This window comes from Sporosarcina sp. FSL K6-1522 (assembly GCF_038622445.1).
Lineage (GTDB): Bacteria > Bacillota > Bacilli > Bacillales_A > Planococcaceae > Sporosarcina.
In genome coordinates this window covers 3,967,317-3,979,083 of sequence record NZ_CP152019.1, presented here as the reverse complement: position 1 = coordinate 3,979,083, position 11,767 = coordinate 3,967,317, and the positions used below count along the sequence as shown (strand labels likewise).

At 42.8% G+C, this 11,767-nt stretch carries 11 protein-coding genes and 1 tRNA gene; 9 read left to right on the top strand and 3 right to left on the bottom strand.

All coding sequences use genetic code 11. The features are described 5' to 3' along the window. Positions 1-97: 97 nt before the first annotated feature. From MKY34_RS19985 to MKY34_RS19975, 3 genes are all read left to right on the top strand, one after another. Positions 98-292, top strand: coding sequence for a DUF3243 family protein (locus MKY34_RS19985; RefSeq protein ID WP_342512858.1), 195 nt, complete (start codon positions 98-100; stop codon positions 290-292). A 233-nt stretch (positions 293-525) separates the two neighbouring features. Further along, a complete protein-coding gene (locus MKY34_RS19980) occupies positions 526-960 on the top strand; it encodes a YugN family protein (protein WP_342512857.1) in 435 nt (144 codons plus the stop codon). Between the two features lie 363 nt (positions 961-1,323). Then, the gene (locus MKY34_RS19975) at positions 1,324-1,986 is read left to right on the top strand and encodes a site-specific integrase (protein WP_342512856.1); all 663 of its coding nucleotides are present in this window, start codon (positions 1,324-1,326) and stop codon (positions 1,984-1,986) included. Between the two features lie 195 nt (positions 1,987-2,181). On the opposite strand, the gene MKY34_RS19970 is transcribed toward MKY34_RS19975, so the two are convergent. After that, a tRNA-Val gene (locus MKY34_RS19970) sits at positions 2,182-2,254 on the bottom strand. 136 nt (positions 2,255-2,390) lie between these two features. On the opposite strand from MKY34_RS19970, the gene MKY34_RS19965 reads away from it, so the two are divergent. After that, complete coding sequence (locus tag MKY34_RS19965; protein ID WP_342515315.1) at positions 2,391-3,236, top strand: DNA-3-methyladenine glycosylase; 846 nt, start codon at positions 2,391-2,393, stop codon at positions 3,234-3,236. A 100-nt stretch (positions 3,237-3,336) separates the two neighbouring features. Here the strand turns inward: MKY34_RS19965 and MKY34_RS19960 are convergent, their stop codons facing one another. Then, entirely contained in the window at positions 3,337-3,480 is a 144-nt protein-coding gene (locus MKY34_RS19960) for a hypothetical protein (RefSeq protein WP_342512855.1), read from the bottom strand. 161 nt (positions 3,481-3,641) lie between these two features. Here MKY34_RS19960 and MKY34_RS19955 point away from each other — a divergent pair, with 161 nt between their 5' ends. After that, a complete protein-coding gene (locus MKY34_RS19955) occupies positions 3,642-3,785 on the top strand; it encodes a hypothetical protein (RefSeq protein ID WP_342512853.1) in 144 nt (47 codons plus the stop codon). Positions 3,786-3,962: 177 nt separating this feature from the next. Then, complete coding sequence (locus MKY34_RS19950) at positions 3,963-5,354, top strand: aldehyde dehydrogenase (RefSeq protein ID WP_342515314.1); 1,392 nt, start codon at positions 3,963-3,965, stop codon at positions 5,352-5,354. Here MKY34_RS19950 and MKY34_RS19945 read toward each other — a convergent pair. Continuing rightward, positions 5,344-6,942 (bottom strand): PAS domain S-box protein, encoded by a 1,599-nt coding sequence (locus MKY34_RS19945; protein ID WP_342512852.1) that lies wholly within the window; start codon positions 6,940-6,942, stop codon positions 5,344-5,346. The two genes, MKY34_RS19950 and MKY34_RS19945, sit on opposite strands and share 11 nt — an antisense overlap. Positions 6,943-7,043: 101 nt before the next feature. On the opposite strand from MKY34_RS19945, the gene MKY34_RS19940 reads away from it, so the two are divergent. The 3 genes from MKY34_RS19940 (at position 7,044) to MKY34_RS19930 (ending at position 11,617) form a co-directional block, all read left to right on the top strand. Continuing rightward, entirely contained in the window at positions 7,044-8,096 is a 1,053-nt protein-coding gene (locus MKY34_RS19940) for a M42 family metallopeptidase (RefSeq protein ID WP_342512851.1), read from the top strand. A 14-nt stretch (positions 8,097-8,110) separates the two neighbouring features. Continuing rightward, entirely contained in the window at positions 8,111-9,628 is a 1,518-nt protein-coding gene (locus tag MKY34_RS19935; protein WP_342512850.1) for a UDP-N-acetylmuramoyl-L-alanyl-D-glutamate--2,6-diaminopimelate ligase, read from the top strand. Between the two features lie 414 nt (positions 9,629-10,042). Continuing rightward, complete coding sequence (locus MKY34_RS19930; protein ID WP_342512849.1) at positions 10,043-11,617, top strand: peptide chain release factor 3; 1,575 nt, start codon at positions 10,043-10,045, stop codon at positions 11,615-11,617. Positions 11,618-11,767 lie beyond the last annotated feature (150 nt).

The window sequence follows — 11,767 nt, the reverse complement described above, 5'->3', positions numbered from 1 at the left end:
AGGTACAAAAAGAATTGGGTAAAGTTAGCGATGAGACAAAAAAAAAATTTCAGAAAACTTCAATCAGTTTGAGCAGTATCTTGCTGAAAAAATTGAGTTGGGAGAGAACATGGGATTGAGTGAGGAGAAACTTGCTAAAACTGCAGAGATAGTTGCAAATTATCTTGCCAACCATGAAAATCCTCGGAATAGGGAAGAGAATATTTTAATGGAGCTTTGGAATTCAGGATCAAAAGAAGAACAACATACTCTAGCACATATGTTATTTAAGATGGTGAGAAACGCTTCATAATACGTTAAGTACCAAATTAGGCTTGAAAATTAATTGGTCTAAAGATGAATTGCACCAAATTTGTTAGTGATATACTGACAATTTGGTGATTTTTTAGTCGATATCTCTACAGGTGAATATGTAAGTCGCTATTGCACAGTCGACCCAAATGCAATTTCAACTTTTTTGAGAAGGTATACCTCCGTATCCTTTCGTGAATGCTAAATATGGATTAAGTAAGAGGAGGAGATATTATGTTAAAACTGCAGACGGAACTCGAAGGACAAATAGCCTCATTCGGCATTGTGAGCGATTGCATTCAAGAGCTCGGTTATCATTTGGGCGGAAACTGGGATTTTCACAAAGGATGCTTTGATCATATTTTGTGCAATGAAGGTGGCGAAACCATCTATATCCGCATTCCTTTTTTCGTGATGGAAGGCGAGCTGGATCATTATGAAGCAATCATTAATTTCGGAACACCTTACGTTATCAAGCATGTTGTGCATGTCGGTCTGGATCGTGATGAAAGTTCACTATTGGATGCAACTGGCTTCAGTCAATTTCAGCAACCGATTGATACAGACGGCAAAATCATTGATAAAAACAGGTGGATTCATGCGGGAGAAGTCGCGGTTGAAAATCTTTTGAAATGTATGCATGCACAGAATTTGTTGCAAACCAGTTAATTCAATTGGAAAAGCGGGTATTTTCATTTGGAAAAAGCAATCCACCTCAGATTTTTTGTATCTGTATGGGTTGCTTTTTATTTATCGTAATAATAGGGATTTTAAGGGGTTTTTTAATCAATCTTTATAATACAAAAAAATATTTGTAGAATTAGTCCACTTGAAAAAAAAAGCACGTCTGTTTGTATTATGTAGAAACAGACGTTCTAACTCGAGGTGAGTAACTTGTACGAAAACTGTCCAAATAAAAACATCATATGTATTGATATGAAATGCTTTTATGGTGCGACTTGTTTCTCTAAAACTATCTAATTAGTAGGAAAAGAGAAGGCTCCATCTTATATCCGACAGATGCATCAATTATTGAACCGGGCATTCGATCAGGCAGTGAAGTGGGGGAAAATAGTAAGCAATCCAGTAAGCGAAGCAGATCCATCCTCGGTGAATTATGAAGAAATGTCTATTTGGTCGTTCGATGAAATACATCTTTTTCTCGAGGCCTGTAAGGGTGAACGTCACTATTTGACATTCTTGCTGGCGATATATACAGGAATGAGAAGGGGAGAAATACTTGGATTAAAATGGATTGATGTTGATTTCGAGAATAAAATAATTCATGTAAACAGATCCCTGGCGCACATCCCGAAAAGTGGCTATACACTTAGCACATTAAAAACTAAAAGTTCGAAACGACAAATCCCGATTCCGGAATTTGTTCTGAATGAACTTCAAAAGCATAAGAGTGTTCAGGATGAGTGGAAAGAACTTGTGGGTGACCTATACCAAAATGAAGACCTAGTGATTTGTACGAATACGGGAACTATGCAAAATCCACGAAATGTAATAAGAGTCATGAAGCGCATTACGAAAAAAGCTAAAGTGACGGCAATCCGATTTCATGATATTCGGCACACACACGCTTCTATCCTTATATCGGAAGGAGTCGACATCGTAAAAAATTTCGGCCCGACTTGGACATGCGAACCCAAAAATCACGTTGGAATTTTACGCTCACCTGTTGCCTAATTCGCATAGTGACATTGCGGATATATTTCACAATGCGATTCGATATCATACGGATGATTAGGAATATTAGCTGCTGCGGACAAATGGTGGACATGAGGTGGGAAATTCAATGAAAAAACGTTCAAGCACGAAGGCCTGAACGTTTTTATATTCGGAAAACCTTATACCTAAAGGTTTTCTAAGAATAATGCATTATGGTCCCAGACGGGCTCGAACCGCCGACCCCTACCTTGTCGAGGTAGTGCTCTCCCAGCTGAGCTATGGAACCTTGGGATTAAGTAGTGCGTATCTCTACTGCACAAGTTCTATTATAGCTAAACTGTAAAAGAAGTCAACACTTTTCATAAAGTTTTTTAAAATAGAGTATTTATGCGCTAAAATGATGAGGAGAAGGGGTGTTTAGAATCGTTAATCAATTTGCAATTCCATTTGTCTATGATTTTGATCGTGCGTTGCATCGGTTGGCGGGAGATCCGGTGAATGCGGTGAATTTGCTTGATCGTTCGATACATATTCCGATGGCGGAAGGGAATAATCTCATACTGAGAGGAATCGGGACGACAGAACGACCGGTATTTCTCTTGGAAGGTGCGTCACATGAAGGGCAAGTGAAAGAAGTGAAGGCCATTTTCCATTTGGATAGGCCGCTTGATACCATTAGTGCTCATTTTCAGGGGACGGATCTGGAAGCGCTTTTTGTAGAACATGCGGGGACGCCGCTGATTCGAAGTTTTTCATTGTACGGGGAGTTGATGAAGAGCATTATTCACCAGCAATTGAATCTGTCGTTCTCACATACATTGACGAAGCGATTTGTGGAAACGTTTGGGGAGCGTACGGATGGAGTATGGCGTTATCCGGCGCCGGAGCGCATTGCCTCACTTGATGTTGCGATGTTACGCGAGATGCAATTTAGTACACGTAAAGCGGAATACATCATTGGGCTATCGCAAGCAGTTGCGGAAGGTGCGCTGGATTTGGAGCGCCTCAAAGAGATGAGTGATGAGGAAGTGACTGCTACACTAGTTCAATTCCGCGGTGTTGGTCCATGGACTGCACAAAATTTTCTAATGTTTGGCTTGGGGCGTCCGAATTTATTCCCATTGGCGGATATTGGTTTGCAAAATGCTTTGAAGAAATTGTGGAATATGGATCGCAAGCCAACGAAAGAAGAGATGCTTGCACATATTCCAGATTGGTCACCTTATTTGAGCTATGCAGCACTCTATTTATGGCGCAGTATCGAGTAATCATTTTTATACAAATAACAGCTTTTCCGTTTTCGCATGGAAAAGCTGTTTTAAGGTTCATTGGAAATCGTTATGATCGACAAATGGCTATACGTATCGATTAGTGTGTCTGCTCCTGCATTTGTTCTTCTTCATTAAAATAAAGAAAATTTTCTTGTTCGAGCTCGGAAAGGCGCTCTTTGTTAATGCCTAGTGAAAGGTTACCTTCAAACATTGTTTCCCACCAAGTTTCTGTTGTTGTCATGTCCATTTCCTCCTCAAAGTTCTTAGTTGTTTAAACGTTTTATTCCCTCAAAAACCATCATACAAAACATGAATACGTGAAAAGGAATCATAAGGCCTATCTACTCATGCTGCAAAAGGATCGAACGTTCTTTGTGAAAAACGCTTAGGGAAATAGTTTTTTTGGCAATCGGACGAACAGCAAATGACGTTCTGTCCTTGTTGGATGGACTTTTTGGAATCAATCAACAAGTAGAGCTGTCCTATACAGTATATGGAGTAAATGGTGTTCTAAAACTGCGTAATTGGTCGGAACTTAGCAGGTGATGAAAGACAGTCCTTTTGAGATATTGACTTCTTTTGATTTCGTGAATTCGCTTACGGGAAAATGTGCGTTAGCGATTTTGGGTGAAGAAGCCTATCTCATGTCATTTAGTGAAAGCTAATTTTTGCATCTATTCGCCATTCACTCTATCATGGATAGCAACAAGCGAATGGAGGGATATTGTGAATTTTACTGCACAAGACGTAGAGTCGATGATTGCTACCCAACGTGCTTTTTATTTTACGGGGGCAACAAGGAATGCTGCATTTCGGAAAGACATGTTATTGAAATTGAAAAACGCCATACTTGCTAATGAAGAAGCGATTAATGAAGCACTGCATAAAGATTTACGGAAAAGCTCATTTGAATCGTATTTGACGGAAATCGGTTTCGTCCTCTCAAGTATCTCCCAAATGATTAAAAATATTGATGAGTGGATGGAACCGGAAACGGTGAAGACACCGGTACATTTGCAGCCTGCTAAAAGTATGGTCATTCGTGAACCCTATGGCTCTGTGTTAATTATCGGTCCATTTAATTATCCGTTCCAGCTCGTGATGGAGCCGCTGATTGGTGCGATGGCAGGAGGCAATTGCGCCATTGTGAAACCGTCTGAGATTTCCGTTCATACAGCCCAAATCGTAAAGAAAATCCTGACAGAGACTTTTCCACCCGACTATATTCGAGTTGTGGAAGGGGAGCGCGAGGAAACGTCTACATTGATTCACGCTTCGTTTGACTATGTGTTTTTCACGGGGAGCGTAGCGGTCGGAAAAGTAGTGATGAAAGCGGCGGCAGAACGCTTGACGCCGATTACACTTGAACTTGGTGGGAAAAGTCCAGCGCTGGTCGATCAAACCGCGGCAATCCAAAAGGCAGCAGAGCGAATTATCTGGGGGAAATTTGTCAATAACGGGCAGACATGTGTCGCTCCAGATTATGTACTCGTCCATCGTTCGGTGAAAGAGCAGCTTGTGAAAGCGATGATCCGTACGATTCGGACATTTTATGGGAAAGATGCATCGAAAAGTCCGGATTACGGTAGGATCGTCAGTGAAAGACATTTTCAGCGTCTCACCAATATCCTTGAGAAGGATCGTACCCATGTGGCGTATGGCGGGCGCATGGAACGCGAGGATTTATATATTGAACCAACGTTGCTAGAAGAAGTGTCATGGACGAGTGCTACGATGGAAGAGGAGATTTTCGGTCCGATATTACCGATTTTGACGTATGACAACCTTGGTGAAGTTGTGCATCAAATTCGCCAATTGCCAAAACCTCTGGCGGCTTATATGTTTACGGAGAACGAGCAAGCAGCAGCGTATTTTACAGACAATATCCCGTTTGGTGGCGGTTGCATTAATGATACGATAGCACATGTTGGCAATAGTAATTTACCATTTGGTGGTGTTGGCTCTTCTGGCGTGGGCAGTTACCATGGCAAGGCGAGCTTTGACACGTTCACACATGCGAAGGCGATGATGAAAAAAAGTACGACGATTCCAATGAAACTGGCCTATCCGCCGTATGGCAATAAACTGAAACTCATAAAACCGCTCATCCGTTAATGATGGCGGTTTTATTTTCAGTTAGAAGTGGCAGTGTGATTTCAATTTTTGTCCCTTCATTTTTTATGCTGTCGACAGTTATCGTACCTGCATAATCCACAATGATTTTTTTTGTAATCATCATGCCGAGACCCGTCCCATCAGGTTTCGTTGTATAGAAAGGTTCAAATAGATTATCAATCGTCTCATCATCCATTCCGGGGCCGTTATCAAAGATTGAAATGACAACCGTCTCTTTTTTATAGGTGACCTTAATTATGATTTTGCCGTTTTTCACAATTGCCTCACATGCGTTTTTCAACAGATTGATAAGAATTTGTTTCATGCCGTCTTCATGACCGCTAATTAAGGCGGTTTGTTGGGAAAGTTGAACATCACAGCAAATTGAGCGGTTTGAAAATTCGGGCTCAAACATGGTGACAATGTCCTCAATTGAATTTTCAATATGAAATTCGGTCGTTTTTTTCAAATTTTGTTTTGACAGTACGAGAAATTCGCTAATAATCAAGTTAATGCGATTTATTTCGTTATACATGATTTCTGTGTATACACGGTAAGGATTGGCCGGATCATTTTTCATCATTTGGACAAATCCAGAAATCGATGTCATCGGGTTACGCACTTCATGGGCAACACTTGCAGAAATTTCACCGATTGCTTTTAATTTTTCGGCATCTATTTTCAGTCGTTCTGCTTGTAGTTTGGGCGTTATGTCGCGTGCAATGAATGAAGTGGCAATAACCTTTTTTTCAGTATCATAGATTGGTGCTATTGTCAGTTCAGCATCGAATATTGATCCATCTTTTCTCATTTCCCTTGTGCGAAGAAAATGATAACTTTTTCCGGCTAAGACATTTTGGATTCTCTCCGCAACTTTTGTAGCTTCTGATGGGGGGGAGAGTCGAAGTGAGCGCCCGATACTTTCCTCCCGTTGCCACCCATACATCTTTTCGAAAGCAGGGTTAACCGCAACGATATTTTGATTGAGATCAAATACGACAATAGCATCTTCAGCATGTTCGAAAAAGAGATTGAGATATCCTCTTTTTGAAGTCAATAAAGTCCCCATCTTCTTATTTTCGGTAAAGACATTGTTCCATTGCGGACCAATCTTGATTGTATAGAGTAGACCAAGTACTGCCACCATGATGAAAATGAAAGCGACTTGAATGAGCGATTTGGTTTCATGCCCCATTAAGTAGATTGGGCCAAATAAGTAAAGGAGCACGACCAATTCCAGACCCGTGATGACCGTAATCAAGACGTTAAGCCAAACAACATTGTAAAACGCTGTTAGGATGAGTGGGAACATAAGAAATAGTAGTTTTGCCAAATCGGGTAGGAGTAAATTAACCAGAAATAAATAGGCATTGTATCCAATTATGATGAATAGACGTAGGACAGTAGGACTCACTCCCCGCCGGTGCAGGACAAGCAGTGTGAGGGCAGAGAGAATGCCGAATAATGCTGAAATCATTTCGTAAAACTCGCCCAAAAACGGAACAAAGATGAGATGGACGATGACGCATAGCAAGAAAAAAAGTATAATAAACATATTGCGTGAGTGAACAGCTTTTGAATGTTGCATTAGGCACCCCGAATCATTTTTTATATACTAAGACATATCATACACGATTTAGCAACTATGTAGTATGACATATTTCGGTGCGGGGGAAAGGGGAAGACAAATTGACGGTTATATTTGATGGGAAACGGACGATTGATCTGTTAAAAAGGCTTGTAGAAACACCAAGTCCATCTGGGTTTACAGCGAAAGTGATGGCGTTGATTGCCGAGGAACTTGACGAGATTGGTGTACCTTATATGAAAACCAATAAAGGAGCCGTTATCGCGACCATTGCGGGGGCGGATACGAAGCGTCATCGACTCCTCACTGCGCATACGGATACGCTAGGTGCAATGGTGAAGGAAATTAAAAGCGATGGACGTCTGAAGTTGTCGATGGTCGGTGGTTTTAAATGGAATGCGGTCGAAGGAGAGTATTGCCGCATTCATACAGCGTCAGGGAAAGAAGTTCGGGGGACGATTCTAATGCACCAGACGTCCGTTCATGTGTATCAAAATGCTGGCACTGCAGAGCGCAATGTGGACAATATGGAAGTTCGGATTGATGAGAAAGTGACAGATGCGAATGGCACGCGTGCACTTGGGATTGAGGTAGGCGATTTTGTGTCGTTCGATCCACGCTTTGAGGTGACGGATAGCGGGTTCATTAAATCACGTCATTTGGATGATAAAGCGAGTACGGCGCTTCTTCTTGAATTGATTCGTTCATTGAAAGAGCAAGGCGCCGAGCTACCGCATACGACGCATTTCTATATTTCGAACAACGAAGAGATTGGCTACGGTGGCAACTCGAATATTCCAGCAGAAACGGTAGAGTATATTGCGGTCGATATGGGCGCGATTGGAGATGGACAAGCTTCGGATGAATATACGGTGTCCATTTGTGCGAAAGATTCCAGCGGACCTTATCATTATGCATTAACACAGCATTTAAAAGGACTTTGTCAACAACAGAAGATTCCATTTAAAGTCGATATTTACCCATATTACGGTTCGGATGCATCCGCGGCGATTCGGGCAGGCTTCGATGTCAGGCATGCATTATTTGGACCGGGCATTGAATCGTCGCATGCATTGGAGCGGACACATATGGATTCATTAACAGCAAGTGCACAATTGCTACATGCGTATGTCACATCAGCGATGATGGATTGAACGGAGGATATAAGATGGAAACGGAAAAATTACTTGCGGTGTTACCCGTGAAGAAAGTAGTCGGTGCAGTGCCGCCAACCGTGACGGATATGGCGGTTGATTCGCGGGCGGTCAATGCGGGCGGCGTTTTTGTCTGTATCGATGGCTTTACGGTAGACGGGCATAACTATGTAGAAAAAGCGGTGAATAATGGAGCGAGAGTGATTGTTGCTTCCAAGCCAGTCGAGGTTGACTTGGAAAAAGTCGCGGTTGCCTATGTAGACGATACGTCGCGTGCGATTGCTTTGTTGGCACCACGCTTTTACGCGTATCCATCGAAACGGATGACGATGATTGGCGTGACGGGGACAAATGGCAAGACGAGTGTGAGTGGCATTTTGCATGCGGTTCTTCGAGCGGCAGGCGAAATGTCTGCGGTTTCTGGGACCATTGGTTTTGATTTGGATGGAACGCTTTACGAAACCGAGAATACGACACCGGATGTACTGACGACGCAGGGGATGATTGCGCGTGCTGCTGAAGAAGGCTGTACAACGATGACGATGGAAGTATCCTCTCACGGCCTAATCGAAGGTCGTTTGGCAGGCACGGAGTTCGATATTGCGATTTTTACCAACTTGACGCATGATCATCTCGATTTTCATGGAACGATGGAAGAATATGGACATGCGAAGTCCTTGCTGTTTTCCCAACTGGGACAAGATTTGGAGAAGCCGAAATTTGCGGTAGTCAATGCGGATGATGCGTGGAGCGAAAAGTTGCAGGATATGACATCGTATCCAGTGCTATCTTATGGCATTCACAATGAAGCTGTATTCCGCGGATCGGATATTGTGTTGGCGGCGGATGGAACATCATTTACGTTAACGGCACCGGATGGGGAATTTGCTGTTTCAATGAATTTAATCGGCGAGTTTAGTGTCTACAATGCACTTGCGGTAACTGCTGCTTTATATGCAAAAGGCATGGCGACGGTGGATATTATTCGATATTTGAAGGAAGTGCCTGCCGTCAAAGGACGCATGGAACAAGTACCGACGACATTGCCGCTGACGATGTATGTTGACTATGCGCATTCACCAGATGCCATTGAAAAGGCGATTGCAGCTGTTCTTCCTTATAAGAAGGATAGAAGTAAATTGATTTTCGTCATTGGAACGGGTGGCAATCGAGATCGATTGAAGCGCCCAATTATGGCGGAAAAAGCATCCGTTGCGGATTATGTTATTCTGACAACAGATGATCCACGTGACGAGCCGTACGAGTCGATTGTGAGCGAGCTTGCTGCTGGTATGTTGCATGAAGGCTATGCTTGTATTGGCGATCGTGCAGAAGCTGTGCGTCATGCTGTTGAGGTAGCGGAGCGTGATGATATCATTATTTTTGCGGGTAAAGGGCATGAAGATTTTCAGATTATCGGTTCTACTAAATATCCACACTCTGATGCAGAAATTGCGCTGGAAGAGGCGGAGAAGAAATTTGGTACTGGCTCAGATCAAACACGCGATGGCGTGTTTGTGCCCAGATCTTGAATTGAGCTTGCTCAATTGACTCTTTTCAAAATCTATGGCATCCGCCGGAGGCTCAACATTCTTCAGCGGGTGTTTGAATGCCCGTTGGAGAATGTTGAAAAGTGAATGAAGAAGCCGTCCTGTTGAGGGGTGGCTTTTCTTTTTGGGGGGCAGTGTATTCGCACAAAGTGGTCGTCGAAGCGCGCAAAGTTGCTCGCGAACCGAGCAAAATGGTCGTCGAAGCACGCAATCCGATTGCGTAACCGCGCAAACTAGTCTTCGGATCATACAAACCCCCAATCGGAAGAAGCGGAGCAACTACCTCCAATCTGTATGGTGAGAAAATCTTATCGCTTGTTCATAATAAAAAATTGTTGAAATCAGCGTCTAATCTGTCTATGCTAAGACAAGCAGAACAAAAGGAGACAACTTAAAATGGATAAATCGATAAATGAAGAAATTGCATCCCGCCGCACATTTGCGATCATCTCTCACCCGGATGCTGGGAAAACGACAATCACGGAAAAGCTGCTGTATTTTGGTGGCGCGATTCGCGATGCAGGTACCGTAAAAGGAAAGAAAACAGGGAAGTATGCAACATCTGACTGGATGGAAATTGAAAAACAACGTGGAATTTCGGTAACATCATCCGTGATGCAGTTCGACTATGACGGCAAGCGCATCAATATTTTGGATACACCTGGACACGAAGACTTCAGTGAAGATACGTATCGTACGCTAATGGCTGTCGATGCGGCCGTGATGATGGTTGACTCGGCAAAAGGGATTGAACCGCAGACCATTAAATTATTCAAAGTTTGTCGTATGCGTGGGATTCCGATCTTTACGTTCATCAACAAAATGGACCGTCAAGGAAAGGAACCACTTGAACTAATGGAAGAATTGGAAGAAGTACTCGGCATAGAATCTTATGCGATGAACTGGCCAATTGGGATGGGGAAAGAGTTCCTTGGGATTTACGACCGTTTCAACAATCGCATTGAGCAAGTGCGCGTTGATGATGACAAACGTTTCTTGGCGTTAGATGCAGAGGGCGACCTTGCAGAAGAGCATCCGATGAAGGAAACATCTTACTATAAACAAGCGCTCGAAGACGTTTTATTGTTGAATGAAGCGGGCAATGATTTTGATGAAGCGCGTGTTGCGAAAGGCGAGCTAACGCCTGTATTTTTCGGAAGTGCTTTAACAAATTTCGGTGTGCAAACGTTCTTAGAAACCTTTTTACAATTTTCGCCGCCACCACAATCGCGTATGACAAAGGCTGAAACAGAAGTGGATCCTCAGTCAGGCGAATTTTCAGGCTTCATCTTTAAAATTCAGGCGAATATGAACCCGATGCACCGAGATCGAATTGCATTTGTGCGTATTGTATCAGGCGCTTTTGAACGTGGTATGACGGTTACAGTTCCACGTATTTCAAAAACGTTCAAATTGACGCAAACGACACAGTTTCTTGCGGATGATCGTGAAACGGTCAATGAAGCTGTTGCAGGGGATATTATTGGTTTGCACGATACAGGAAACTATCAAATTGGTGATACAGTTATCGGTGGAAAATCCAATTTTGAATTTGATGCGTTGCCGCAGTTTACACCGGAGCTTTTTGTTCGTGTAACGGCGAAAAACGTTATGAAATCAAAGCATTTCCATAAAGGGATTTTGCAGTTAGTGCAAGAAGGTGCCATCCAATATTATCGAACACTTCATACAGAAGAAGTGCTGCTCGGTGCAGTCGGTCAGTTGCAATTTGAAGTATTCGAGCATCGTATGAAAAATGAGTACAATGTGGAAGTCCGCATGGAGCATGTGGGCTCGAAAGTCGCACGTTGGATTGAAAATGAAAGCGACGTTAAAGAATCGATGGCTGGACAACGTGCAATGCTCGTAAAAGATCGTCATGATAATTTGGTCTTCCTATTTGAAAACGACTTTGCGATGCGTTGGTTCCACGATAAATACCCGGATATAGAATTGTATAGCTTACTATGATGTATACCCAGCAAGGCGATTTCATTCGCTTTGCTGGTTTTTTAATTTGGTACATTGCCTGTTGATTAGCCAAAAAACAATTAAATTAGACACTGAGCGCTTTGTATACGATCGCTTTTGGGGCGCGTTGGATTGAACCATTGCTAGGCA